This window comes from Bacillus sp. UNC125MFCrub1.1, from assembly GCF_000701305.1.
GTDB lineage: Bacteria > Bacillota > Bacilli > Bacillales > Bacillaceae > Bacillus > Bacillus altitudinis.
Genome location: NZ_JNIG01000009.1, coordinates 888,944 through 914,948 on the forward strand (window position 1 = coordinate 888,944; position 26,005 = coordinate 914,948).

The 26,005-nt window shown below is 40.3% G+C and carries 22 protein-coding genes and 1 riboswitch; of the genes, 12 read left to right on the plus strand and 10 right to left on the minus strand.

The genetic code is table 11. The annotated features are described in order from the left end of the window. Positions 1–65: 65 nt before the first annotated feature. The 3 genes from N521_RS04730 to N521_RS04740 form a co-directional block, all read right to left on the minus strand. Positions 66–1,205 (minus strand): glycerate kinase, encoded by a 1,140-nt coding sequence (locus N521_RS04730; protein WP_035390033.1) that lies wholly within the window; start codon positions 1,203–1,205, stop codon positions 66–68. 29 nt (positions 1,206–1,234) lie between these two features. Then, positions 1,235–2,506 carry a GntP family permease gene (locus N521_RS04735; RefSeq protein ID WP_035390035.1) on the minus strand — a complete coding sequence of 424 codons (1,272 nt, stop codon included), beginning with the start codon at positions 2,504–2,506 and terminating at the stop codon, positions 1,235–1,237. A 117-nt stretch (positions 2,507–2,623) separates the two neighbouring features. Beyond that, positions 2,624–3,736 carry a CdaR family transcriptional regulator gene (locus tag N521_RS04740; protein ID WP_035390037.1) on the minus strand — a complete coding sequence of 371 codons (1,113 nt, stop codon included), beginning with the start codon at positions 3,734–3,736 and terminating at the stop codon, positions 2,624–2,626. 160 nt (positions 3,737–3,896) lie between these two features. Between N521_RS04740 and N521_RS04745 the strand changes: the two genes are divergently transcribed. The 5 genes from N521_RS04745 (at position 3,897) to N521_RS04770 (ending at position 10,806) form a co-directional block, all read left to right on the plus strand. Next, positions 3,897–4,547, plus strand: coding sequence for a TetR/AcrR family transcriptional regulator (locus tag N521_RS04745; RefSeq protein WP_008347371.1), 651 nt, complete (start codon positions 3,897–3,899; stop codon positions 4,545–4,547). Positions 4,548–4,616: 69 nt separating this feature from the next. Beyond that, a complete protein-coding gene (locus N521_RS04750; protein ID WP_035390039.1) occupies positions 4,617–5,870 on the plus strand; it encodes an MFS transporter in 1,254 nt (417 codons plus the stop codon). Next, positions 5,867–8,194: an FtsX-like permease family protein gene (locus N521_RS04755; RefSeq protein ID WP_035390041.1), complete on the plus strand. Its 2,328-nt coding sequence runs from the start codon at positions 5,867–5,869 to the stop codon at positions 8,192–8,194. The genes N521_RS04750 and N521_RS04755 overlap by 4 nt, the downstream gene beginning before the upstream one ends. 13 nt (positions 8,195–8,207) lie before the next feature. Next, positions 8,208–8,969 carry an ABC transporter ATP-binding protein gene (locus N521_RS04760; RefSeq protein ID WP_008347378.1) on the plus strand — a complete coding sequence of 254 codons (762 nt, stop codon included), beginning with the start codon at positions 8,208–8,210 and terminating at the stop codon, positions 8,967–8,969. Between the two features lie 658 nt (positions 8,970–9,627). Then, on the plus strand, positions 9,628–10,806 hold the full coding sequence (locus N521_RS04770) for a response regulator aspartate phosphatase (RefSeq protein ID WP_017368395.1): 1,179 nt from the start codon (positions 9,628–9,630) through the stop codon (positions 10,804–10,806). Positions 10,807–10,899: 93 nt separating this feature from the next. On the opposite strand, the gene N521_RS04775 is transcribed toward N521_RS04770, so the two are convergent. The 5 genes from N521_RS04775 to N521_RS04795 form a co-directional block, all read right to left on the minus strand. Next, positions 10,900–11,748 (minus strand): PRD domain-containing protein, encoded by an 849-nt coding sequence (locus tag N521_RS04775; protein WP_008347382.1) that lies wholly within the window; start codon positions 11,746–11,748, stop codon positions 10,900–10,902. 31 nt (positions 11,749–11,779) lie between these two features. Then, positions 11,780–13,246 (minus strand): glycoside hydrolase family 1 protein, encoded by a 1,467-nt coding sequence (locus N521_RS04780; protein WP_035390043.1) that lies wholly within the window; start codon positions 13,244–13,246, stop codon positions 11,780–11,782. A 4-nt stretch (positions 13,247–13,250) separates the two neighbouring features. Next, positions 13,251–15,110: a beta-glucoside-specific PTS transporter subunit IIABC gene (locus N521_RS04785; protein ID WP_017368397.1), complete on the minus strand. Its 1,860-nt coding sequence runs from the start codon at positions 15,108–15,110 to the stop codon at positions 13,251–13,253. 330 nt (positions 15,111–15,440) lie between these two features. After that, positions 15,441–16,394, minus strand: a complete 954-nt coding sequence (locus N521_RS04790) for a hypothetical protein (RefSeq protein WP_035390045.1) — start codon at positions 16,392–16,394, stop codon at positions 15,441–15,443. Positions 16,395–16,505: 111 nt separating this feature from the next. After that, positions 16,506–17,399 carry a hypothetical protein gene (locus N521_RS04795; RefSeq protein ID WP_035390047.1) on the minus strand — a complete coding sequence of 298 codons (894 nt, stop codon included), beginning with the start codon at positions 17,397–17,399 and terminating at the stop codon, positions 16,506–16,508. A 183-nt stretch (positions 17,400–17,582) separates the two neighbouring features. Between N521_RS04795 and N521_RS04800 the strand changes: the two genes are divergently transcribed. Then, positions 17,583–18,134, plus strand: coding sequence for a PadR family transcriptional regulator (locus tag N521_RS04800; RefSeq protein WP_035390049.1), 552 nt, complete (start codon positions 17,583–17,585; stop codon positions 18,132–18,134). Between the two features lie 4 nt (positions 18,135–18,138). Then, positions 18,139–18,627 carry a DUF4188 domain-containing protein gene (locus tag N521_RS04805; protein ID WP_035390052.1) on the plus strand — a complete coding sequence of 163 codons (489 nt, stop codon included), beginning with the start codon at positions 18,139–18,141 and terminating at the stop codon, positions 18,625–18,627. Between the two features lie 10 nt (positions 18,628–18,637). Here the strand turns inward: N521_RS04805 and N521_RS04810 are convergent, their stop codons facing one another. Next, on the minus strand, positions 18,638–19,261 hold the full coding sequence (locus tag N521_RS04810; RefSeq protein WP_008347394.1) for an NUDIX hydrolase: 624 nt from the start codon (positions 19,259–19,261) through the stop codon (positions 18,638–18,640). Positions 19,262–19,431: 170 nt separating this feature from the next. Between N521_RS04810 and N521_RS04815 the strand changes: the two genes are divergently transcribed. Beyond that, positions 19,432–19,638, plus strand: coding sequence for a helix-turn-helix transcriptional regulator (locus tag N521_RS04815; protein WP_008347396.1), 207 nt, complete (start codon positions 19,432–19,434; stop codon positions 19,636–19,638). After that, positions 19,635–20,315, plus strand: coding sequence for a DUF3169 family protein (locus N521_RS04820; protein ID WP_035390054.1), 681 nt, complete (start codon positions 19,635–19,637; stop codon positions 20,313–20,315). Before N521_RS04815 ends, N521_RS04820 begins: the two co-directional genes overlap by 4 nt. Positions 20,316–20,362: 47 nt before the next feature. On the opposite strand, the gene N521_RS04825 is transcribed toward N521_RS04820, so the two are convergent. Then, positions 20,363–21,709 (minus strand): amino acid permease, encoded by a 1,347-nt coding sequence (locus N521_RS04825; protein WP_035390056.1) that lies wholly within the window; start codon positions 21,707–21,709, stop codon positions 20,363–20,365. 162 nt (positions 21,710–21,871) lie between these two features. Then, positions 21,872–21,951, minus strand: a riboswitch (glycine riboswitch). 276 nt (positions 21,952–22,227) lie between these two features. Between N521_RS04825 and N521_RS04830 the strand changes: the two genes are divergently transcribed. The 3 genes from N521_RS04830 (at position 22,228) to N521_RS04840 (ending at position 25,995) form a co-directional block, all read left to right on the plus strand. Continuing rightward, positions 22,228–23,244 carry a LacI family DNA-binding transcriptional regulator gene (locus N521_RS04830; protein WP_035390058.1) on the plus strand — a complete coding sequence of 339 codons (1,017 nt, stop codon included), beginning with the start codon at positions 22,228–22,230 and terminating at the stop codon, positions 23,242–23,244. Positions 23,245–23,892: 648 nt separating this feature from the next. Further along, entirely contained in the window at positions 23,893–25,074 is a 1,182-nt protein-coding gene (locus N521_RS04835; RefSeq protein WP_035390060.1) for an MFS transporter, read from the plus strand. 18 nt (positions 25,075–25,092) lie between these two features. Then, positions 25,093–25,995 (plus strand): shikimate 5-dehydrogenase, encoded by a 903-nt coding sequence (locus tag N521_RS04840; RefSeq protein ID WP_008344408.1) that lies wholly within the window; start codon positions 25,093–25,095, stop codon positions 25,993–25,995. The last annotated feature ends 10 nt before the right edge of the window (positions 25,996–26,005 follow it).

Here is a 26,005-nt window from a genome sequence, read left to right on the forward strand (position 1 = left end):
TTAGAACCATTTTACCACATTTCTATAGAAAGGAATGTGATAGAAAAGGAAACATTTTTCATCATTTACTTATCTCTTCCAAATGTCATGACAGCCGCAATATTCCTTGCTGTTCTCTCTACATGCACACTAGCATCATGCATGGCTTCAGCCAGAGTCGTGACGCCAGGAACAATACTAAAAAGTGCATCAATGCCATGATCATGTACGACTGCACTGTCTTTTGAGAGGGACCCAGCGATGCCAATAACAGGGAGTCCATATTGTTTCGCAGCTTTGGCTACACCGATTGGCGTTTTGCCGTAAATGGTTTGCTGATCAATCCGCCCTTCCCCTGTGATGACTAGGTCAGCGTCCTTTAGTATGTCAGTAAAATGGACGGCTTTCAGTACAATATCGATTCCCTTTTGCAGATCAGCCTGTAAAAAGCCTAATAAACTCGCACCCAGTCCTCCTGCCGCTCCTGCACCTGCCGCATCCCCAAAAGAGACATGAAGATGCTGCTTAGCCACTTGTGCAAAATGAGATAAATTCTTGTCCAACAGTTGAACCATTTCTGTATCTGCTCCCTTTTGAGGACCGAACACAGCAGACGCTCCTCTTTCACCCGTTAAAGGATTATCCACATCACACGCCACTTCCAGACGGACTGATCGCAATCTTGGATCCAGTCGAGATAGATCAATAGAAGCTAATTGATTCAGTGATCCACCGCCCGGCGTGAGATCTTGGCCTGCTTTATCGAGAAAAGAAGCACCTAAACCTTGCATCATGCCAACGCCACCATCATTTGTTGCGCTTCCGCCAAGCCCAATGATTAAATGCTTCGCTCCTTTATCCAGCGCTGCAAGCATTAATTCTCCTGTCCCTCTAGACGTCGTGAACAAGGGGTTCCGTTTTTCTGGCGGGACAAGATGTAATCCTGATGCTGCTGCCATCTCTATGACAGCTGTCTGTCCATCTCCCAACATACCAAAAAAGGCATCCACAGGTTTGCCAAGCGGGCCTGTGACCACTTGCTGGACAATGGTTCCGCCTGTCGCATCCACTAACGATTGAACTGTGCCTTCTCCTCCATCTGCCATTGGGATTTTCATATATTCTGCATGTGGCAAAATAGAGCGAAATCCTCGTTCAATGGCACATGCTGTCTCATAAGCAGATAAACTTTCTTTAAATGAATCTGGTGCGATCACAATTTTCATCCAAAAACCCCTCGTTTCTCATTAAGTCCTCAGCCGAACAGCTGGAAAATACCAAAGATAATGGTCGATACAACGGTTAATGTCAAACCAATTAACGATTCAAAGGGCATTAATTTCAACCGTTCTTTTATCTCCATTTGAACACTTCCTGCCGTTGCATGGAAAAAGCTTCCGTGCGGCATATGGTCGAGCACAGTTGCGCCAGCGTGAATCATAGCTGCGCCTGAAAGGGCAGATACACCAAGACCAATAAGAGTTCCGCTAAATACACCACTTGCAACTGCCGTCCCTGCAGTTGTCGAAGCTGTGGCTGCCGACATAAAAATTCCAGACGTTGGTGCAAGCAAGTAAGGAGGTAATCCCGAAGCGTCAAGCACCTGAATAAATACCTCTTTCATGGAAGAATTCGATACAATTCCAGCTAACGTTCCTGTCCCTAGTAACATAATCGCTACACCTGACATTTTATGCAGCCCTGACATCGCATAATCATTGAGAAACTTCCCTTTTTTCATGAAAAGAGCGCCAACAATTCCTCCTATTGGTAAGGCAATCATTGGATCAATATTTATTTGAAACAACGGTCTCAAGGCTAACAAGAGAATGGTCACAAGCGGGCCGACAAGCGCTTGTAAAAAACCAGGTACTTGAACCTCGCCTTGGTCAGCTCCCTCTTCCAGAACAGGTGTCCCTTTATTCGCAAGCTTTTTGGCTAATACATATGTGACGGCTATCCCGAAAATAGCCGGTATGACACCTGCCGCCATCAGGGAAGTAAGCGGTACACCAAAAGCATCAGAGGCTGCAATGGCATTCGGATTCGGTGACATGATATTCCCCGCCTTCCCTCCTCCAATCATCGCAAGTAAAATCCCCGTTTTAGAAAGTTTTGCACGCTTGGCAATGGCAAGTGCGATTGGTGCTACTGTAATGACTGCTACATCTACAAAAACACCCACCGTTGTTAAAATCATTGTTGCAAGTGCAAGTGCTAAAAGTGCCCTCGCCTCTCCAAGCTTTTTGACGATGGCCTCAGCAATAGATAATGCTGCACCCGACTCGATTAAAACCCCTGCCAGTACACCTGCCGCCATGATTCGAAGAACAGCCGGAATCATGTCCTTTGCGCCTTCCATCATGACGTTCACGGTCTGCACAATATCTACACCGCCAACCAAACCGCCAATAAATGCGCCTGCCAGCATGCCATAAGCAGGTGATACTTTTTTTAAAATGAGAACAATAGCGATCACAAGCGCAGTCAATGCGCCTAATGTACTTACTGTCACATCTCCACCCATTCTCCATCCCTCCTGATTGTCTTTTCTTAATTGTAAGCGTTTACTCATTGGGATCGAGTTGTGAATCTAAATGAACTTCTTTTATTTATTTCTCAATCTAGTTGTGCAAATGCACAATTAAGACAGTTGATTGTCCAATTGTGCTATGTACAGCTCCATCAACTGTTTCACATGACGAGGGTCTTTTCCGGTCAATGCCTGGATTTTATCTAAACGATATCGCAGTGTATTACGGTGAATAAATAGACGATCAACGATTCTTTGTAAATCCCCGCCCTCTTCAATGTAAACCTTTAACGTTTGAACGAGCTCCATTTCTTGTATCAGCGGATGATAAAAATCACTCCACCGTTTGCCCTCTTTGGCGGCTCTCGCTTTTATAAACAAGCTTTCAAGCTGATAAGATTCAAAAACATATATGCTTTCCTCTGGATGGAGCACCTTTCCTAACCGCAGGGCTTCTCTCGCATGCTGAAAGGACACCGGTAATTGACTCATGACCTCAGCGACAGTTCCTACACCCACTAGCACTTGTCCATCAACTGCACCTGCCATTGTTTGCTGCAGCTGTTCGATCACATGCTTGAGTTGATGGTCACATATGGGCTGTCTTAACAGGATTAATTCATGACGGAAGGTCATGCCTAGTAAATCATCCGCATTCTTATCGTAATGAATGGCATGCATCATTTTGTGTACAGTATCCTCGGACGATGGAATCGGCTGAAAAACAATAGCCATTCGCCGCTTGTCTAGATCCATTCCAAGCCAGTCAGCACGGTGCTTCAGCTGATGATCACCCATGTCAGACTCGGAGATGAGCTGATTCACAATTTCACTCTCTATTCGCTGCCGCCACTGGAAGCGTTCAAGTAGAAAAGACTGCTCTAATACGAGTTCAGCTGCCATTTTCACCAGCTCGGCATGATGACGAATGTCCTCTGGCTCACCCGTAATCCCAATGACACCAACGACTTGTTCGCGAAAGCAAATAGGCAGATTGATTCCAGGTCTCACGCCTTTTAAGCGGCGGGACGTCTCCTGATCAATCTCCACACTATCTCCGCTTGACAGCACTAGACGTGCTCCATCATGTTTTTGTCCAATCCTTTTTCGTTCACCAGACCCAATAATGACACCATCTGCATTCATGACATTGATGTTTTGATGTAAAATATGCATCGTACGTTCAACCATCTCTTGCGCCAATTCACTGGTTAAAAATTGCATTCAGCATCTCTCCTGAAGGGGTTTTCATTCAATGTATCATAGTGTCATTGCACAATAAATGCAAAGCTGAAAAAAACAGCCGTTGACAAAGATACGCCAAAAAGTGTTTAATCAAATCAAGGGACCGACCGACAGTCTAGTCAAAAGAAAGGATGGCTTTATGAGAACCGTTAAACATCCTGAGGAACGCAAAAATGACATCTTAAATGCAGCAGAGAAGCTTTTTTCAACCAAAGGCTATCAGCAAACCACAATTATTGACATCCTCAAAGCCGTTGGCATTGCAAAAGGCACATTCTATTATTACTTTACTTCCAAAGAAGAAGTGATGGATGCAATCATTGACCGGATCATAAAAGCAGATATCATCGAGGCAAAGCGTATTGCCGCTGATCCAGATATCTCAGTGGTCGATAAATTATTTCGCATCATCATGGCACAATCTCCTAAACAGGGCAGCCATAAAGAAGGCATGATCGAACAATTTCATCAGCCTGCTAATGCAGAGATGCATCAAAAAAGCTTGATCAAAGCCATTACAGAGCTATCACCCGTTTTAGCAGAAGTCATTCAGCAAGGTGTAGAAGAAGGGATATTTCAAACGGATTACCCACAAGAAACTGTCGAATTTCTCCTCGCTTCTGCACAGGTTATCTTTGATGAGGGACTTTTCCAATGGACCACAGCGGAAAGCATACAACGAGCTCTAGCATTTATTGCAATCCTTGAAGCCTCATTACATGCAGAAAAGGGAAGTTTCTCCTTCCTTCTCCAACGTTTAACTGGAGAACCGGAAGACAATAATCAGTGATTGGTCACCTCAATACCAATCCTGCATACATTATAGACTGACGGTCGGTCTAAAAGGAGAGTGATTTTCATGTCGTCATCAGCCAAAAATGGTTCCACCCACTTTATCTACCTCGTTCTCGGGCAAATTATTTCCGTTTTCGGGTCTTCCTTGATTCGTTTTGTTCTATCTTTACACGTCTTGGATATGACACATCGTGTTGATTTATATGCCCTGCTTTTTGCTTTATCCAATATCCCGCTCCTCCTTTCGCCATTAGCAGGAGCAATTGCTGACCGGTTTAACAGAAGAAATTTGATGATTTTATTCGATGTTCTTACTGGCATTATGATTCTGGCTTTTTATTTCTGGTTATTTTCAGGTCATGATTCACTTTATATGATTGGAGCCGTCATGATTCTCCTTGGTGTCATGAGTACATTTTATGCTCCTGCTGTGATGTCGAGTATTCCTCAGCTAGTGAAAGAAGAAAAATTAGAACAAGCAAATGGCATCGTGAATGGCGTGCAGGCCCTTTCAGGTGTTGTCGCTCCTATCATTGGCGGCGTTTTATACGGACTCATTGGGAGCCAGGTCATCATAGGTGCTAGTAGCATTGTATTTTTTCTATCAGCATGCATGCTTTTACGGTTAAATATCTCTTTCTCACCTAGCCCACTCGCAGAACCGATGACCAAAGTACTCTTGAAAGATATGAAACAAGGATTTTCCTATATCGGAAGCCAGCCATTTTTAAAAAGAGCCATGCTGCTTGCAGCGCTGCTAAATTTCATCCTCACACCATTTTTTATCGTTGGAGGTCCCATTATTTTAAGGGTCACAATGAAAAGCAGTGACATCATGTATGGAATAGGAATGGGCATCATTGAATTTGCCGTCATCGCAGGCGCCCTGCTAGTTGGGCTTGTAGCGAAACATTGGCGCATTCCTACTTTGTATCGCTGGCTGCTCGTCATCGCAGTCATTTTGCTGCCTGTTGCTTTTTCAACATCCAAGATGGCTCTTCAATTTGGGACATTTCCAGCCTATTTTCTCTTTTTAGCAGGGTGTCTCCCAATTGCCATGCTGCTCACCATGATTTCGATCGTTGTCATCTCACATGTGCAAAAGAAAACACCCAATGCTCAATTAGGAAAAGTCATGGCCAATCTGACAATGGTCTCTCAATGTGCTGCACCGCTCGGTCAAATGATGTACGGGTTCTTGTTCAACACTTTTTCCGCCAGCATGTATGTGACCGTGTTAATCGTCAGTGCCTTGATGTTTGCACTTGCCTTCCTTACAAAAAATATGCTTCGACATGAAGGAGAATCAGCCTCATGAGATTGACGTTTATCAAGAAAGACCTAACCCGCCACCGTCTCATTTCAATCGGCTTAACCCTTTGCATCATGATGACATCATTTTTAGCAACAAGCGCTGCGCAAATGACAGTCCAGTTGAATGGTTCCATTTCTGATTTACTCCAATCAGCCAAAGCACCAGACTTTGTCCAAATGCACGATGGGAGCTTAGATGAAAAAGCGGTCGATACATTTTCAAGTAAACAGTCGATGGTGAAGGCACATCAAATTGTTCCAATGATTCCGATCGAACATGTCAGCATCAAGTTCGGGCAGAAGCCTGCTCAAGCGGGTGTGATGGATCATTTATTTGTAAAGCAAAATCGCTATTTTGATTTCCTTTTAAACGAACGAAATGAAAAGCTCACTGTAAATAAAGGAGAAGTAGCAGTCCCTATTTATTTTCAACAAAAATACCATTTAAAGATTGGCGAAAGGTTACTCATTACAAAAGGCTCTCATCAATTCTCTTTTCAAATCAAAACGTTCTTACGAGATGCCCAAATGAATCCAAGTCTTGTCAGTTCAAAGAGATTTCTTCTGCATGATGCGGACTGGGCGGCACTGAATCAAGTGTTTCAAAAAAAGGAGTACTTAATTGAATTTTTATTGCATGATGCTGGTCAAGCAGATGCTTTTCAATCACTCTATCAATCATCTGAGCTGCCACAACAGGGGCCTGCTGTCACATTACCCCTGCTTCGCATGCTGAATGCCCTAACAGATGGTATGGTGATCGCCATTCTCCTTCTTGTCTGCTTTCTGCTCATTAGCATTTCTCTCCTCTCTCTTCGTCTCGCTATGACCGCCGCTATAGAAGAGGATGAACGTGAAATTGGAATCTTAAAAGTACTTGGAATCCCTTTATCAAAAATCAAACAATTATACGTTGGGAAATATGCTGTGCTTGCCTGTATAGGGTGTATAGCAGGATATTTAATGACGCTCATGTTTGGTGATTTGTTTACAGCCAATATTCAGCAATATATGGGGAATCGCCTCTCTTTTATTCATCAGGTGATCCCGCTTTTGGTGTCAATTTTGACGGCAATGATCGTCATCTCATTCAGCTATGCTGTCCTAAGGAGATTTGGACAAATATCAGCCGCTCAAGCCATTCAAGGCGGCATAAGCTCACCAAGCCATAAAAAACAAATTCCTATGCACCTCCAGAAAAACAGATTCCTCCCAGTAAATTTTTGGTTTGGTTTGAAAGATCTGTTCTCGCGAATAAAGATGTATTCAACAATTACTTGTATTATCGCGCTTTGTACATTTTTAATGTTGATGCCGATTCAGTTATGGTACACATTACAATCACCAGATTTCATCACATATCTTGGCTCTGGAAAAAGTGACCTTCGAATTGATATTCGGCAGGGAAATCATTTAGAGAAAAGTACAAATAAAATAGAGTCTATGATTAGCGAAGACCAAGACATTCAAACATCTGCCGTCTATGAAACAACTTCTCTACAAGCCAAAACAATGGAGAATACATTAGAAACGCTCTATTTAGAAACAGGTGATCTATCAGCATTCCCTCTCACCTATTTACAAGGAAGGGAACCGTTGAAGGAGGAAGAGATTGCTTTATCGGTGTTGAGTGCTGACTCACTTCAGAAAAAGATAGGCGGAAAAGTCACTCTCGCCACAAATGGGCAGCAAGTTCAAAAAATGGTTACCGGCATTTATCAAGACGTCACCAACGGAGGGAAAACTGCTAAAGCATTATCTCAGCCTTTTCCTCAATCATCCCTTTGGAAAACCATTCAAATACAATTAAAACAAGGAATAGATATGGCAGGAAAAAAAGCAGCACTTGAAACAAATATGTCTCCTGCAAAAGTGACAGATATGAAAGAATATGTGCATCAAACAATAGGAAGCACCGCATCTCTAGTAAAAGTGATTGCATTATTTTCAACCATCGCAGCTTTTGGAACAGCCAGCCTCATGTTAATGATGTTTCTACACATGTTAAGGGCGAAAGATTTAAATCGTACTCACTTGTTAAGGACGATTGGTTTTTCTCAAAAAGATTTAACCTATCAGTACTTAACAAGTTTTATCGTCGTTCTCTCTATTGGTGCCTTCATTGGAGCAATCGCTGTTCATACTATTGGTCCGGCGTTAATGAGTGCAGGCGGAGCATCATTAGGAGCATCCAGCCTTCAGTGGTTAGCCCCGAAATGGGTTTGGATCGTGTATCCTCTCCTGCTGTTTATGGTGAATGTAACTGTCATCTCGTGGTTATTGAAGTCCTTTTTTTCTAGTAAAATCAGCCGTCATACACTTTCATAAGGAGATGTTTCACATGGAACAATTAATTGAAGCGAAACAATTGTCTTTACAAATTGATTCATTAAAAGGACAAAAACAGACCATTCTTAGAAATATTCACTTATCAATTAAACGTGGAGAATTTGTCACCATTATGGGACCTTCAGGATGTGGAAAAACCTCTTTGCTTTATCAACTTAGCGGTATAGAGACATCCTCCAGAGGGGAAATCAAATATAAAGGTCAACTGCTATCAGAAATGACAGACAAACAGTTAACAGCTTTGCGCTTATCAGAGATGGGATTCGTCTTTCAACACAGCCACTTACTAAAAAACCTCAATCTATTTGATAACATCATTGCTGCAGCTTACTTAGCGAAGAAAATGCCGAGAAAAGAAGTCAATGAACGAGCAAAATATCTAATGGAGAAACTTGATATTGATCATTTAGCTGATAGATATTTATCAGAAGTATCAGGAGGACAGCTCCAAAGAGCCTCTATCTGTCGAGCTCTTATGAATGAACCAAACATTCTTTTTGCAGATGAGCCCACAGGTGCTCTTAATTCAAGAACCACAAAGGAAGTCATGGATATTTTTTCACAAATCAATTCTGAAGGAACAACTCTGCTTCTCGTCACCCATGATCCAAAAGTGGCCCTTTGCTCTGAAAGAATTTTGTTTATGAATGACGGTGAAATTTCAGCTCATTTAAATTTAGGAAAATACGATCGCTTCACCGCTGAGAAACGAGAGGCCTTGTTAAACAAGTGGTTACAAAACTTAGGGTTTTAATTGGTGTCAAACAGGCAGAAAGCTGCCTGTTTTATTTTTTCTTACACTCAAAGGAGTAATCCATAGTCAAACTATTTGTTTCTAGTATGATTTTGCCGTCTTCTTGTTGACAAGATTCTGTCAGCAACTCAATTTCTTTGCTATAAAAGTATCTCTTTGAGATATAAAGAGTGACTAAAACAAGTAAAAGCGTCGTCATCACAATTGTCATTTGCCAGTTTAACATTTGAAATCTTTTTTTCATTTCAACATCCTTTCTGAAAGGTCAACACTTGTCTCGGATTTTCACCTTTCTCAGTAACTACCAGTTTCTTTCCCAAAATCATCTAGCAACATCATAACTGATTTTCCCTTCTAGATCGACCTTTCATTGTTCTTCTCTCATAGCTAAAATAGCTTTATTTCATATATTCAGATGGTATTTTCGACCATAAACTTAAAACTAATAGTATCTATCACGTTTTTAGACTTCCAAAAAAAGATTTTACTCATTTGAATAAACAATCAATGATCATTACAATAACGTACATCTCATGACATAAGGTCCTTTTTATTACCTCCTGTCAATCACCTCTCTGAAACGATTATATTTTACCAAAAATTGTGATATCGTTTTTTATTGAAACAGGCGAAAGGATGTTAAAGAGGTGAAATTTCCATGACGATCATTTCAGCTGAACAGGTGGGGAACCGTTTAAATGATTGGCGAATTGCCATTCGTAAGCATGATGTACACAATGCAAAGACAATCTACACAGAATTAAAGGAATTACTTCAAGAGATGGAAGAGAATCAGGAGGTCTTGACCTACTATTCATTGCTAGAAGGCAAGTTTAAGCTCATGTTATATGAACGAAGGGGTAAAAAACTGAATGAACCGACAGTGCTAGAATACCCTTCTAAAACAAACGACTTAATTGAATACTATTTTTACCTATATAAAGCCCTTTACGCTTCATATAACAGAGACTATGCATCAGCCATCGGACTGTTTAAAATTGCTGAGAAAAAACTGCAAAACATTCCTGATGAAATAGAAGTAGCAGAATTCCATACGAAGGTCGCAAACCTATATATGATGCTTCGCCAAAGCCTGATTTCACTTCATTATATTCAGAATGCCATCGATATTTTCAAAGGTCATGATGGCTATGAAAGAAGACTGGCAGCAGCTTTTGTGATCGCAGCCACCAACTTCATGGATATTGGCGATTTCAAAAGAGCTGAGAATTACTACACAAAAGCATTACACATCTCAAATCAATTAAACGATCATTTTTTAGCATCACAGCTTTATCACAATATCAGTATTCTATATGCCGAAGTTGGAGAATCAAAAAAATGTATTGATGCCCTAGAAAAGGCTCTTAGTGATGATGACTACCTTTCATCTTGTTATTTCGAACACTCCATGTTTATGTTACTAAAAGAGCTACTCTCCATTGATGAAAAGTCGCAAGCTCTCTATTATTTTGAATTAGTCAAACAAAAACAAGAAATAGACAGAAACCCCATCTATACAGCAAAAATGAATTTTCTCTATCACCTATATTTCACTGAAGACATATCCAAAAAAGCTCAAACCTGTTTCGATGACATCAGTATTCTGAAAGAATTAAAGGATGTTGAAGGTGCCCGTGAATTAAGTGCACTAGCTGCCAAACACTTTGAAGAGCTGGGTTCAATTCACCAAGCATACCTCTTTTTGAAGGATGCCTATCAATTGGATCACACTACACTTAATTGGAGGAATTATGATGAAAAAAGTGAGTTTACTCATTTTCGCTTTAGCCATCGTTGTTTTCGGACAAACGGTGTCTTACAATTCGTTAAATGATACAAATCTTGGCCCAACAGAACGACCTATCGGAACATAAACCGATACAATACAAATAACCACTTGCCTCATTACAAGGCAAGTGGTCCACATTTATTTTAGTTCTTGATAAGAAATGAGGCGGTGAATATGTACCGCCAGATACGTAAGTTCGTCATTTGGAATAACAATACTATGCACCTGTTTAATATAATCTTTGATTTTGAAAGCTACATCCATCGCTTGAGGATACAAGTGTGCAATTTGTTCAAACAACTCATTTTCTTGATCTGATAATAATTTATTTGCGTAAAATCTTTCAACAAAGAATTTCACATGTGTAATAAATCGGCTGTAATGAATATTCTCTTGATCCATTTTCATATTCAACGTATAGCGGACGAGATTCACAATACTTCCGATCATCTTGGCATACTTCATGCCATCTTTAGAATCGGACTCTTCACCTAACGCATTAATTAAATGGAAAGCGATATTGGCCGCTTCTTCCTTTGGTAATTGTATGCCCAATGTATTGTTGACTAACTCAAGCGCATAATTACCTACTTCAAATTCTTCGGTATAGTAGTTTTTGATTTCCCAGTATACTCGATTTGTAATATTAATATTCTTCTTGTGCCGTTCTACTGCAAAATTCAAGTGGTCCATCAAGGTAAAATAGACACCAGAATTCAGACTTGAGTTTAAGCGTTTTTCAGCATATTGAACAATATGCTGAGTTAAATCGATAAACTCTTGTGGCATTGAATCTAATAGTTGGAGAAATTCCTTCGCTCTCATGTTATCGACAGACATAAACACTTGATCTGCCTTCTTTTCTTCAATCATTTGACCTGGTTTTTGTCCATAACCAATCCCACGGCCGAATAGAACCATCTCCTGTTGGTTCTGATCTTCAGCCAGAACCACACTCGAGTTTAAAACTTTTTTGATTTTAAACATCGTCATCACCTGTTTTCATGATTGTGGTTTTTCAATCAAGCGATTCACCATTTGTTTCAATGACCTTTTTGTACCAATAAAATGAGTCTTTACGAGAACGTTTTAATGTACCGTTTCCATCGTCATCTTGATCTACATGAATGAACCCGTATCGTTTTGACATCTGTGATGTACCTGCACTAATAATATCAATTGAGCCCCAGCTCGTATATCCGAAGAGGTCAACGCCTTCTTCCACCGCTTCTCTCATTTGGCGGAAATGCTCTTTGAAATAGTTAATACGATAATCATCGTGAATTGATCCATCACTTTCAACAACATCTTTTGCACCCATGCCGTTTTCTACAATGATCAGTGGTTTTTGATAACGATCATATAATTCTATTAAAGAAATTTTCAGACCAACCGGATCAATTTGCCATCCCCAATCAGTAGATGGAAGGTAAGGATTTTTGACCCCACGGATGGTATTTCCATCCGTTTTTTCTAATCCTTCATCAGCTGATTCAGTTAAAGACATATAGTAGCTGAACGAGATAAAATCTACTGTATTTTCTTTTAAAATAGAAAGATCATCTGATTCCATTTGGATATGAATGTTTTTTCTCTCAAGCATGTGCTTGATAAGCGGCGGGTATTCACCAAATACCTGAACATCTGCATAGAAATAGTTTTCTAAGTTTTGTTTCAATGCCCGCTCCACATCATTCGGATGACAAGTGTGCGGATACGTTGTTAATTTTGTCAGCATACACCCTACTTGACTGCCTTGTATGATGCGATGACAATCTGCTGTTACGAGTGCAGAGGCAATGAATTGATGATGGAGTGCTTGATAAACCGTCTCTTCCTCTTTCCCTTCTGGGCAGCGATCAGGAATAATTCCTGCTGTAATAAAAGAGTGGCGGTGAATACTATCTATTTCATTAAAGGTCAGCCAATATTTCACATCATGTTTATAGCGTGCAAAACATACATTGGCGAACTTAACAAAGAGATCAACGACTTTTCTTTCAACCCAGCCATTATATTTCACGCTCAGTGCTAACGGCATTTCATAATGTGACAGCGTCACAATCGGTTCTATGTTGTGTTTTTTCATTTCTGCAAATACACGATCGTAAAATTGGAGTCCTTTTTCATTTGGTTCGTTCTCTTCTCCAGTTGGGAAGATACGGCTCCATGCAATAGAAATGCGAAGAGTTTTAAAACCCATTTCAGCAAATAGAGCCAAATCCTCTTTATAGTGATGATAGAAATCAACACCTCTGCGTTTTGGATACTTTTTATCATCTGGGTCTTTCATCGCTCGATCTATATTTTCAGAAGTAACAGCTAGATGCCCTTCATAATCTTCTACACTCAAATTAGACCGGTACATCGCAATATCAGCAACAGATGGGCCCTTTCCATCTACATTCCAAGCGCCTTCTGCTTGGTTGGCGGCAATGGCGCCGCCCCATAAAAATCCTTTTGGAAAACCTTTTATTGTCGTCATATGTTTAGCCTCCTAATTGGGTGATAACCATCAATGTATCTTGGCGATTGACCTCTTGTAATGGCTGTACCTTAATATCATATTGATCTGTATTCGTGATGACAGCAAGCGTAACTGGATCGTATCCTGCTTCCATGATTTTTTCTACATCAAATTCAATGAGTAAATCCCCTGCTTGTACACGATCTCCTGCCTGCACTTTTGGATAAAAATACTGTCCTTCCAACTGTACAGTATCAATGCCAATGTGGAATAATACTTCCACCCCTTTGTCCGTTTTCATACCAAGTGCATGGTTTGTTTCGAACAGCAAGGTGACCTCACCATCTACTGGTGCATATAACGCTCCTTCTGAAGGAATAATGGCAATTCCGTCTCCCATGACCTTTGAAGAGAAAATATCATCTTTTACTTCAGCTAGAGAGATCATTTGACCAATCACAGGGCTTTTGAAAGTTTCCCCTGCTCCAATTTGTTCAGCAAATGCATCTTGATCATTTGTCTTTTCTTCTACTTTTTTATCCTTACCTAATACAAAAGCAGCGATAAAAGCAACAACGAAGGAAATGACAGCTCCAATGACAGCAAACATTAGATTTCGTGGAAGCTCATCTGATATAAACATCGACATACTTGCTAATCCAGGACCAACAAGTACAAAAGCTTGTATACCAACTAATCCAATGAAGATCCCGCCAACAAACGAACCAATCATGACACTTCCAAGTACGCGTTTATTTTGAAGTGTCACACCATACAAAGCAGGCTCTGTGATGCCAAAAAATGCTGAAATTCCTGCCGAAATAGCTGTTGATCTGAGTACCTTGTCTTTCGTGCGTAGTGCCACTGCGAAACATGCTCCACTTTCCGCAATATTATGCGCAAGTGATGCTGGTAAATAAAGTGCTTCTTTCCCGAGGTTCCCCATCGTTGTCACTGCATAAGGGACCATTGCTTTGTGCATGCCTGATGCAACCATAAACGGGAGTACCGCTGCTAAAATTGCAACAGCTACCCAGCCTACTGTATTAAACATCGCAAGAATAACGGATGAAAACCCTTGTCCTGCTGTAAAACCAAGTGGTCCTAATAACAGTAACGTAACGGGTACAGTAATGACTAATGACATCATTGGGACAAAGAAAATCCGAATTGGTTTTGGTGAAAATCGTGTGAAGAATTTTTCCATTTGAGCGTAAAGCAATACAGAAAGGATTGCTGGAAACACTTGATACGCATAAGCTATATTTTTTACGTCGAATGACATTAATTGCGCACCTTCAGTAAGCATGGCTGTCATGTTCGGAAGAAGGAGTGCACCGACTGCTGATAATGCGACCAGTGGGTTTACCTTTAGTTTATTTGCCGTTGTGACAGCGACTAGTAATGGCAGGAAGTATAGTGGTGCGTCACCCACCATGTTCAGTATTTGATAGGTTTGGCCTTTTGCATCCACCCATCCTAATAAAGAGAAGAGGAGAAGAAATGATTTTAAAATCCCTCCGCCTGCGATAGCCGGAACAAGCGGCTGGAAGACACCCACAATGAAATCTAATAGAACTGTGCCTGCTTTTCTTTTTTCTTTTGGCTGATTGGATGGCATGCTTTGCCCAGACGAGCTGCCGCCCATTAAATTTGTTACCTGTTGATACACTTCAATCACGTCATTCCCAATGACCACTTGGCATTGTCCTGACATTCTGACAGCTATGACACCTGGTGTTTTTTCTAATGCTGGTACATCTGCTTTTTTCTGATCAATTAGTGTGAAGCGAAGTCTTGTTGAGCAGTGTTCAAGGTGCGCAATGTTTTCTTTACCACCTACATGCTGTAAAACATCTTTGGCGACTTGTGTGTAATCCATTTTTTCTCCTCCTTTTCTCATACATGAGACCTATATTTTGGCAATAAAAAAAGGATCTAAAACGACAAATTAAAGAAATTCATCGTTTTTAGATCCTGCCTGCATGACCAGTCACATGTCTAATTTATTTATATTGGATTTGTTTTCAGTATATATTGATTATATGAAAGCGTCAACATTTATTTTTCTGAAATTTATTAAGGTCTATATACCCAAAATACTTTTCTTTATTTACTTAAAGCAACTCTTTTGTTCCTTCTATCATCAATCAACAAAATGTTTCTCCATAAAAAACCAGATAAGTTGATTCACTCATCTGGTTTAAGATGCCTATTTTCTCTTTTCTTCTGCTTTCTTTTTAAATGCTTTCGCTTGTTTTTCATATTCCTTTTTCGTGACAGCTTTTAACTCTACTGAATCGCCTGTCATGATATATGGTCTAGGGAGTTTTTTAAATTCCTGATACGTGAAAGCTTTTATCTCTATAGTACCGTTAGTCTTTTTAATTGGCAGTTTGATTGATTTTGCATCTCGATCAGTCGAACCTATAATGACACCTCGTTCAATTATAGGATCGTAGCTCATGTCTAAATAGTCTCCACCATCAGTTTCGCCCCCGACCTCTAATTTCATTTCTTTATATGGCTTACAACCATCTTCAGAAACAGTTGTTATTAGAAAAGAGCCGAGCCATCCATTCTCAATATGCATGCTTTCAACTTGTAAAAATAGTTGTTTGTCCTCTGCCGTATATAGAAAACCATATACCTTCGCCACTTTATCCCTGAAGTGTCTCATATTGTCATAAAATCTAGTTTCTGAAGTATCAACTAGATGTTGATGTCGAACTTGAAGTTTTTTGTGATACGAATCTAGCTTTTTTCGATTGATTGCTTTATATATTCTGCTTTTCTTATCACCTTGTTTTTTCACAGATAGGTCTTTACCGGACATTTGAACTTCGTATATGATTGTTTCTTTGCCTTGTTTGACTCGAAATTCATAACCGTTTTCCTTTGAACTCCCGGACACTACATATTGTTTTTTATATATTTTGGGATCCCACCATATTTCTTCTATATACTTTTCATTCAAATGCCCCGTTACTTTGCCTTTATTCTCAGATATCTCAAACCAGCTCATTTTATCCTTCGTTTTATACGCAAATGCATAGGCATGATTCAATGAATTCTTTTGTGCGATTGCTTGATATGCTGTCCAGCCGCCTCCACCTAAGACGAGTACTGCCAGGATAGACACGACCCACATTTTCAATTTACTCATAGGTACCTCCACTAATATATGATTTAAAATATCTTCATTATCCCTATTTATTCAACTAAATTCTGATCGCCCTGAAATGCCATTCACAACAATCATCTGTTCCAACACGATCTACTTTTGCCATTCTTTCGCCTTCTTTTTGAATGCTTCCGTTTGTTCTTGATATTCCTCTTTCGTGACCGCTTTAAATTCTATAATCCCGCCTGCCATTTTAAAAGGAAATTTAATGTATGTTGCGTCTCGGTCAGTTTCCCCTAAAATAAAACCCTTTTCAATTGCAGGATAAGTACTCAAATCAAACATTATCCCATCTGAAACTCCACCTGCTGTATGTTTCGTTTCTTTATAAGGTTCACCACCATCTCCTGGAACCTTTCTCATTAGAAAAGAACCTGCCCATTCAGACTGCATATACATTCGTTTTACCTTTAGAAATAGTTGGTATGAACCATCCTCTGCTGTATACAGATAACCATAAGCGCCTGTTACTTTCTTAATGAAGTTTCGTACATAATCATGAAATCTATTTTCCGTGTCATCCATCAGTTTCTCATATCGAGTATGAATGTCCTGTTGAACAGCACGTAGGTTTTTTTGATCAACTGCTTTGTATGTGATGCTGTGCTTTTCACCTTGTTTTTTCACAGAAAGATCTTTTTCGGCAAGGTGAACTTCATATGTGATCGTTACTTTCCCTTGCTTCACATAAAATTCGTAACCGTTTTCAATTGATTTTCCGGTTAATTGATATTTGTTGATAAATAGATTGGGATCATAATGCCTTTTCGGATTTTCCTCTAAAATGGTTTCATTCAGATGACCTGTTACTTTTCCATTTCTCTCCGTTACCTTCAACCAGTTCACACGATCATTTGTTTTATATGCAAAGGCGTAGGGGTGATTCAAACCACTCTTTTTTGCGATTGCTTGATATGCTATAAAGCCGCCTCCACCAATCATTAGTACCGCCAGAATAGTCATGATCCAGATTTTCGATTTACTCATATGTCCCCCTCCAAACTATGATCGTTCAATCTATATGAAGGATTCATCTCATTGATTAACAAATCAGCGATCTCTTCACCTCCTTTCTAGCATTTATTTTTTTCTCATACCTCTTGTATCTGCAGTTATACATCGTTTATTATATATCTAAATGATATATCTTTTAGATAGGTGTGTTGATCAATGAAAAAATACAATGATACGACGTATGCGATTTTGGGGATTTTAACGACAGATTGTAAGTCTGGGTATGAAGTGAAGCAATTAATTGATAGGAGCTTGCATCACTTTTGGAAAATTAGTTATGGACAAATTTATCCAGCTTTAAAGTTAATAGTCGAGGAAGGGCTTGCGAAGGTTTCACCCACTTCTACAACTGGCCGCTCAGACAAGCGGGAATATCACCTAACTGAAAAAGGGCTGGACACGTTGAGGCAATGGCTGGCACAGCCGCTCCATCAAGTACCATCAGAACGAAATGAGGTGTTATTAAAGTTATTTTTTGGTCAATATCTTTCGTTTGAGAAAAAATTGGTGCTTTTACAAGATTATGAGAGGCAGCTCCGTATCCGTTATGAGACATATGTTGCGATTGAACAAAACATTCAAGAGCTGTATCCAGATGAAGCTGATGCGAAGTATTGGCTATATACATTAGATTACGGAAAGAAAGTGGCGCAGGCTGGAATTGATTGGTGCGTGGAGACCTGTGAATCGATGAAGAAAGAAGGATGAACAAATGAAAAAAAATATACGTGCTGGCAGGTATACAACAGACAATTCTGAGCCGATTGTTGTGTTCATTATCGGAATGAGAATCAATAAACGCTGGGCTGTTCATCAATGGCTGCCAGTATTTAAGGCGATGCCGGGGATGATCAAAGAACTTTATACACATCAAGAAGAACTTGGTTTTCTCGGGACAGAAAATTACTTCGGTTTACGCACCACCACCATGATCCAATATTGGAAATCAACAGAGGACCTCCTTGCCTACGCCAAGATGGAGAAGCATTTGACTGCTTGGAAAGGATTCAACCAAAGAGCACGACATAATGACGCGGTCGGAATTTATCATGAAACGTATCAAATTCAAGCCGGCTCATATGAATCTATCTACGTGAACATGCCTTCATATGGATTGAGCCAAGCTAAAGCGCCCATCCTAATTGGAAAAGGGAAAGGAAAAGAAACCGCAAAAGAACGCCTTTCTACAACAAATTCCTAGAGCTGATTCTCTAGGAATTTCTTTTTGCAACCATCACAAAATGTTTTAATATGCGGGCAGTTAATCCCCAAATGGTGTAACGATCGTAATCATAAAACCACTCCTCAATCGAACGACTCCCCCAGCTGTATTTTTCACCATTCATGATTTTTTCATAAGGAAAGTCCTCTCCTGGTGTTGGCTGCACCGATACATGGTGTAAGTACGGTTCGTATTGGCTGAGCCATGATAGAGGCACAGTAAAGGTCTCCTCTACTTCTTCTTGATTAAAGGAATGTTTGACCTGCTGTTCATCAATAATCCCGACAAATGGATATACCACAAAGGATGGTGAGGCAATATAAGGACTGAGCTGTCCTAACACCTTGACCGATTCGGGCGGAATCCCTAGTTCTTCATATGTTTCCCGCAGTGCAGCTTCTTGTGCAGTTTCGCCGCCGTCGAGTTTGCCTCCTGGAAAGCTAATATCGCCAGGTTGTTTTCTCATCGTCAGTGATCGCACTTCAAATAAAACATGCCATTCCCCGTCTACTTGCACCAAAGGGACAAGGACTGCCGCTTTGAACGCTGTCTCTTCTCCGATAAATAATGGCTGTGATTGATGTAAGTCACTTTTTAATTGATCAATGAACATGGGCATCACCTATTTTCCGTTTCTCTTTTCTTTAGCGTATCATTGATTCCCTTTTGAATAAAGGCGATCTTTCTGACAATTATTTTTATCATTTTGAAAACTATACTTGTCAAAATGAATATAATACTTTACAATCAAGATAACATTTTGATCAGAGTTGAGGTGACAGAATGAAAAATCGGCTAAAAGAGCTGCGGGCACGTGATGGTTTAAACCAAACGGAGCTTGCGAAACGGGCAAAGGTTTCCCGCCAGACGATCAGCTTAATGGAACGAGATGAATTAATGCCGTCTCTCTTACTTGCTATGAGGCTTTCACGTATTTTTCAAGAACCCATTGAACATATTTTTCTATTCGAGGAGGATGAACTCACATGAAAACTGTATACAAAATGCTCTTAGGTGCTCTCCTTGGTTTTCTCGGTGCTTACTGTTTGCTGGCATCCGAATTTGAGCTGACACTTCTGCAAGCTGCATTTGAAGCGACTCTTGTCATCACTGGCTTGACAGTTCTATTCATCATTTATTGTTTTTCAGGCATTTCACGCATGAAGAAAAGAGTCTCTCTTTCGGTATCTGGTGATGAGGAGGATGAACTCGAGGTAAAACAGTATCGAACCTTTACTGATGTAACGTTAGCTAATACGGTGAGTACCATTTTATCGATTATTGCAATTGGAATTTCCATCGTAACCGAGCAGCCACCTTGGCTGATTCTCGCAAATGCTGCCTTATTTTTGATCACCGTCATTCTTTCTTATGTGTCGACCTCTGTCCTAAAGCTCGTCTATCCTAATCGTCACCTACCTAGTCCAACCGATAAAGATTATGGCAAAAAACTGCTCGCCATTTCTGATGAAGGCGAAAAGCATGTGATGCTCGATGGGCTTTTTCACACTTTTCAAATGATGAATATTTTATTGACCGGTGCCATGTTTATTTTGATTGTCTATTCTCTTGGCGCCAATCACTCTCAGCTCTTCTCCATCATCGTCGTTGGAATTGTTCTGATCATTCTTAATGCATACTATATGTTGAAGATTAGAAATCGTTAAATAAGCAAAAGCACAGCCATTTAAAAAGGCTGTGCTTTTTCCGTTCATTATGCTGAACGGCGTTTCTTTCGTGCATAAATCAAAAATAGGAACCCAAACCATACGGGTGTCAATAATAGTGCTGGCCGTGTTGCATCAGCGAAAAGCATGATGACAAGAATGGAAGCAAAAAGCACAAGAACCGCTATATTCACAAAAGGTGTAAATGGCGCTTTAAAGGTAGACGCCTTATGCAGTTCAGGACGTGTCTTCTTATATTTCAGATGGCATATTAAAATAATACTCCATACCCAAATGAAACAAATGGCACTGATCGTTGTCACAATACCAAAGGCTTGTTCAGGAATCAGCTTGCTTAAAAGAGCCCCTACTGACACCACAATTGTCGAAACAAACAGGGCATTACTTGGAACAGCATGCTTATTTAGTCGGCCAAAAGATGCCGGTCCTTGTTTTTGATGACTGAGATTATACAAAATTCGGCTCGTTGAGAACATACCGCTATTACAAGCAGACGCCGCAGATGTCAGGACGACAAAGTTGATGAGTCCCGCCGCTACTGGTATCCCAATGAGCCCAAAGGTTTTCACAAAAGGACTTTCTGATGCACTGAGTTCTGTCCATGGGTTGATGCATAGTAATACAAAAATCGCACCTACATAGAAAAAGAGAATTCTTAATGGAATTTTATTAATCGCAGACGGGATATTTTTTTGCGGATTCGCTGTTTCTGCTGCTGACACACCGACAAGTTCCACGCCCACATACGCAAAAATCACCATCTGGAATGACAATAAGAAGCCTGTCACACCATTTGGAAATAATCCGCCGTGTGACCACAGATTCGTTACCGTCACGGGTCCTGCATCTGTTTGAAAACCAATGATTAACAGGACAATTCCAACGCCAATCAACAGTAATATCGTAATCACTTTAATAAGTGCAAACCAAAATTCCATTTCTCCAAAAAGCTTCACCGTTAATAAATTAAATCCTAGCAAAATCAATAAACAAATAATAGCAGGAATCCACTGCGGAATATCAAACCAGTACTGCACATACACCCCGACCGCAATAACATCCGCCATCGCTGTCATAATCCAGCAAAACCAATACGTCCATCCTGTCACAAAGGAAGCCCATGGTCCAAGATAATCCTCTGCTATATCCGTTAAAGACTGATAGCCCGTCTTAGATAAGAGCAATTCTCCAAGTGCCCTCATGACAAAAAAGATGGCCATTCCGACAATTAAGTACGCAAAAATGATCGATGGTCCTGCCAATTGAATAGCCTTTCCAGACCCTAAAAATAGCCCAGTTCCAATCGTTCCGCCAATGGCAATTAATTGAACATGACGGTTTGATAAATCTCGCTTTAACTCTTGTTGTGCCAATTTCAACACCCTCCTACGACACGATCCTATACTGAAATAATGAACTCACAAAAAGTCCATAAAAAAAGAGATTGGATGCGCTCCAATCTCACGGTCATAAAAGAATAGCAAAATAGAGAAAAGCAATACACAGTATGATCCATGCATCACAAATACAATATTTCGTACTCTTCTGTCCTTTTGCCTGAGATTGTGAACCCTTCGGCGCCGCACATACATGCGGTCTCTCCAGAAGCTGCTCCTGCCATAGTGTGACCCACAGCAATCATAGCCTTCGATATTTACTTTAAATGTTGCTATTTCTGAATAATTTTATATTTTACGCCTCTAAAAGAAAGCTGTCAATGGTAATCTTTTAAGATGTTGTTTCCTCCTTATCTGAAGCTGATATGACATCACTTCATCAACACCCCTTGATTAAGGTATAATGAAACAAAGAATGTTCGGCTCGTTTGGTGGAGACATCCATCTTGATGATGAACCATAGTTAGGCAATCCAATGAAGTTGGTGAAGACAAATGAAAAAAATGAACAAACAGCGTGTGACATTACAAGAAGTCGCTCGGCATGCCGGTGTATCGACTTCAACGGCCTCACTCGTTGTTCGCAACAACCCTAGGATCTCTGAAGCCACCCGGAAAAAAGTGCTGCAATCCATGGAGGATTTGGGATACGTGTACGATCGCGTCGCTGCCAATATGCGGTCGAAAAGTTCAAATATTGTAGGTGTGATCGTCACGGATATTTCAAACACCTTTATTTCTGAATTTTTAATCGGTGTGCAAACCACACTTGAATCACTTGGCTATACCGTTTTACTTGGGACAACCTTTGATAGTGTAGATAAGCAGGAGCGGCTCATCTCCACAATGGTAGAGCACCGAGTGGGTGGAATCATCTTAAATCCAGCATCGAAAAGTTCGACACGAACGGTGAAACAGTTAAACAACATTCGCACACCAAAAGTATTGGCAAACCGTGAATTAGCAGATGTCCATTGTGATTATGTCGGCGTTGATTATGAACAAGGCACTTGGATGGCGGTCCGTCATCTTCTTCAAAAAGGGCATCGCCGCATCGCCTTCTTAGGTGGAATCAAATCCTCCTCAACTTGGATTGAACGGATGAAAGGGTTCAAAAGAGCCCATGATGATGAAGACATAACGATGGATGAATCTCTTATTATTGATATGGTGCCTACCCGTGAAGGCGGGAAAGAAGCTCTTGCCCAAGTGATTGACCTTCCCGAACCACCTACTGCTATTTTTTGCTTCAGTGATTTAGTGGCGTTTGGGGTGATTCAAGAATTGGCAGCGCGTGACATCAAGCCTGGTGAAGACATTGATGTAGTTGGGTTCGATAACATCCCTGAAGCGGAGATGTATCACCCGCCGCTCACCACAGTCTCATCATTTCCACGATCCATTGGAGTCAAAGCAGCCAACCTTTTGTATCATAAAATGAACGAGCAGGATGAAGAACTGCAGCGATTGATATTAAAGCCTCAACTTCATATTCGAGAAACCTCGACATGATCATGAAAAGGAGAATTGCAAAGCGATTCTCCTTTCAGATTGTTGACAAAGGGCTAAAATGAACTTTATTTTAGCCCTTTGTCTTCTTTTCAGCGTGATAGAAAACCTTTGCAGTCTAGGAAGGACGAGCACCGGAGCAGAGCGAATTTGACATTCGTGAGCACCGGAGCGCAGGACTGACAAAGAATGCGAGGGTTTGTCTACACGCTGAAAGGAGAATTGCAAAGCGATTCTCCTTTTTTTATTGAGCAAGTCAACTATTTCTTTATTACATTTTTCTTTTTTTAAATCGCAAAGTCATAAACTTGACACATTTTATACACAGGAGTATATTTATCTCGTTGCTTCTTTTAGTATATCGTTATACCTTTTGTGAACATATCGTTATTTATGATATCAACTACAGTTAAAGATGGATTTTTTGATTCTGATCAAATCGAGGAAGTCCATCAACTTATGATAACTGTTATTATTTTTAATTATTTAGTAGAACGATGTACTTATTTGAAGAACAGATGAATATTCATTATTTTTTCATCAATCACACAAGGGGTGTTGTGATGGACTTAATATTATTTACGTTTAAGGAAATAACAAAGGGTAACAAGAATTTGGCCCGAACAGGGTTTCAAATATAGGAGTGGGAACATGAAAAATCCATACATTAAATCATCACTTGGCATGTACTTAAACTATTTCATGCTAGGCATGATCAATATTATTGTGGCATCAAACATGGAAAGCTTATCTGAACGCTACCATGTAGATATTCCAAAAATCAGCTTGCTTGTATCAGCAATCGGTATCGGTAAATTAATTGCTCTCTTTTTCTCTGGCCGGCTGGCAGACAGCTGGGGGCGAAAACCTGTCATTATTACAGGTAACTTTCTCTACTTATTATTCTTAATTGGGATTCCAACGACGACCAATTATACATTGGCTTTCATTTTTGCCATTTCCGCAGGGATTGCAAACTCATTGCTTGATTCAGGGACATATCCTGCTTTGACAGAGTCATTTCCTAAAAAAGCAAGTTCAGCTTCTGTATTAGTGAAAGCGTCTGTATCAATTGGTGCGACTGTTCTTCCATTTATCTTGGCATTCCTTATTGCACATGACATCTTCTGGGGCTGGGCATTCTTTGGGCTAGGACTTCTTTATTTACTTGTAGGCATTTACTTGATCTTTATGCCGTTCCCAAATCATAAGCAAACGGCTTCTCATAACGATCTTCCCGTTCAAGAGCAAATGAAGGAAGAACCGAAAATGTTTGGTGAAGGTTTAGCTGTTGTACTTATGGGATTCACGTCTACTGCATTATTTGTCGTATGGCAAACTTGGCTTCCACAGCTCGGGTTGAAATTGATTGGGCTTGGCTCAGGACAAGCGACGCAGCTTCTTTCTTATTTTAGTATTGGTGCACTCGTATCTGTTCTATTGCTTTCAATCGTATTAGATAAATTCATTTCACCAATTATGGTCGCTATTATTTACCCAATCGGGGCATTCCTTGCCATGCTTTCACTATTTCAAATCGAAACATACGGCATTGTCATTGTTAGTACCTTTTTCTTAGGATTATTTACAGCCGGCATTTTCCAGTTGGCGATGAGTATTATGATGAAATTATTCCCTACAAACAAAGCAACGGCTTCATCATATGTCAACATTGCGGCAAGCTCAGCGTTTATCCTTGTTCCGCTGATTACAAGCGGACTCGTTAGCACGTACGATATTAAAATGACTTTATTCTTCGATATGATCATTGCGGTCATCAGCGTATTGTTAGCAGTCTTTGTTTTACGACGCATGAAAAAATTGTTTAGATAATTAAAGGAGATGTCAATCATGACAAACATACATGAACGTAATATTGATGGAAAAACAAAATTAGTCGGTCTTCTTGCAACACCAATCGGGCACAGCCTGTCACCACGGATGCACAACCTTGGCTATACACTAACAGGAATCAACTATGCTTACCTTGCTTTTGAGGTAGGAAATGATGAACTAGAAGCAGCAGTAAACGGGATGAAAGCGATGGGTGCAGCTGGATTTAACGTATCCATGCCGAACAAAATGAAAGTACTTGATTACTTAGATGAACTAGATGATTCTGCAAAATATACTCGCGCAAGCAACACAGTTGTGAACAAAGATGGCAAGCTGGTTGGTTACAACACAGATGGTCTTGGTTACGTAAGAAACTTAATTGAACACGGCGTTGAATTAGCTGGACAAAAGGTTACACTCGTTGGATCTGGCGGCGCTGCAACTCCGATTGCCATTCAGCTTGCACAATCAGGTATTCGTGAAATTAGTATTTTTGCTCGTAATGACCAATACTTTGTTCAAGCAGAAGAAAATGTAAATTACATCAACAACGAAATGAAATCATTCGGTGTCAAAGCGAATATCTTCCCACTTGAAGACAAAGACGCTTTCCGTCGTGAAGTAGCTGAAAGTGCGATCTTAGCAAACGGGACAAGCCTTGGCATGAAACCATTAGATGAGCTCAGCATTATTGACGATACCCTTGATGTATTACGCAAAGACTTAATCGTGACAGATGTCGTCTACAACCCGCAAAAAACAAAACTTCTTGCTCAAGCACAAGAAGCTGGTGCCAAAACGATTAACGGTCTTGGCATGATGCTATGGCAAGGTGCCCTTGCGTACAAACTGTTTACTGGCGAGGATATGCCAGTTGAACAAGTGAAACAAATTCTATTTGAAAATGACCGTTTCTAAACGAAACATA

What these genes read in the sequence shown, in the direction of transcription:
- N521_RS04730 (WP_035390033.1), bottom strand. Translation starts at nt 1,205, where the DNA reads ATGAAAATTGTGATCGCACCAGATTCATTTAAAGAAAGTTTATCTGCT.
- N521_RS04735 (WP_035390035.1), bottom strand. Translation starts at nt 2,506, where the DNA reads ATGGGTGGAGATGTGACAGTAAGTACATTAGGCGCATTGACTGCGCTT.
- N521_RS04740 (WP_035390037.1), bottom strand. Translation starts at nt 3,736, where the DNA reads ATGCAATTTTTAACCAGTGAATTGGCGCAAGAGATGGTTGAACGTACG.
- N521_RS04745 (WP_008347371.1), top strand. Translation starts at nt 3,897, where the DNA reads ATGAGAACCGTTAAACATCCTGAGGAACGCAAAAATGACATCTTAAAT.
- N521_RS04750 (WP_035390039.1), top strand. Translation starts at nt 4,617, where the DNA reads ATGTCGTCATCAGCCAAAAATGGTTCCACCCACTTTATCTACCTCGTT.
- N521_RS04755 (WP_035390041.1), top strand. Translation starts at nt 5,867, where the DNA reads ATGAGATTGACGTTTATCAAGAAAGACCTAACCCGCCACCGTCTCATT.
- N521_RS04760 (WP_008347378.1), top strand. Translation starts at nt 8,208, where the DNA reads ATGGAACAATTAATTGAAGCGAAACAATTGTCTTTACAAATTGATTCA.
- N521_RS04770 (WP_017368395.1), top strand. Translation starts at nt 9,628, where the DNA reads ATGACGATCATTTCAGCTGAACAGGTGGGGAACCGTTTAAATGATTGG.
- N521_RS04775 (WP_008347382.1), bottom strand. Translation starts at nt 11,748, where the DNA reads ATGTTTAAAATCAAAAAAGTTTTAAACTCGAGTGTGGTTCTGGCTGAA.
- N521_RS04780 (WP_035390043.1), bottom strand. Translation starts at nt 13,246, where the DNA reads ATGACGACAATAAAAGGTTTTCCAAAAGGATTTTTATGGGGCGGCGCC.
- N521_RS04785 (WP_017368397.1), bottom strand. Translation starts at nt 15,110, where the DNA reads ATGGATTACACACAAGTCGCCAAAGATGTTTTACAGCATGTAGGTGGT.
- N521_RS04790 (WP_035390045.1), bottom strand. Translation starts at nt 16,394, where the DNA reads ATGAGTAAATTGAAAATGTGGGTCGTGTCTATCCTGGCAGTACTCGTC.
- N521_RS04795 (WP_035390047.1), bottom strand. Translation starts at nt 17,399, where the DNA reads ATGAGTAAATCGAAAATCTGGATCATGACTATTCTGGCGGTACTAATG.
- N521_RS04800 (WP_035390049.1), top strand. Translation starts at nt 17,583, where the DNA reads ATGAAAAAATACAATGATACGACGTATGCGATTTTGGGGATTTTAACG.
- N521_RS04805 (WP_035390052.1), top strand. Translation starts at nt 18,139, where the DNA reads ATGAAAAAAAATATACGTGCTGGCAGGTATACAACAGACAATTCTGAG.
- N521_RS04810 (WP_008347394.1), bottom strand. Translation starts at nt 19,261, where the DNA reads ATGTTCATTGATCAATTAAAAAGTGACTTACATCAATCACAGCCATTA.
- N521_RS04815 (WP_008347396.1), top strand. Translation starts at nt 19,432, where the DNA reads ATGAAAAATCGGCTAAAAGAGCTGCGGGCACGTGATGGTTTAAACCAA.
- N521_RS04820 (WP_035390054.1), top strand. Translation starts at nt 19,635, where the DNA reads ATGAAAACTGTATACAAAATGCTCTTAGGTGCTCTCCTTGGTTTTCTC.
- N521_RS04830 (WP_035390058.1), top strand. Translation starts at nt 22,228, where the DNA reads ATGAAAAAAATGAACAAACAGCGTGTGACATTACAAGAAGTCGCTCGG.
- N521_RS04835 (WP_035390060.1), top strand. Translation starts at nt 23,893, where the DNA reads ATGAAAAATCCATACATTAAATCATCACTTGGCATGTACTTAAACTAT.
- N521_RS04840 (WP_008344408.1), top strand. Translation starts at nt 25,093, where the DNA reads ATGACAAACATACATGAACGTAATATTGATGGAAAAACAAAATTAGTC.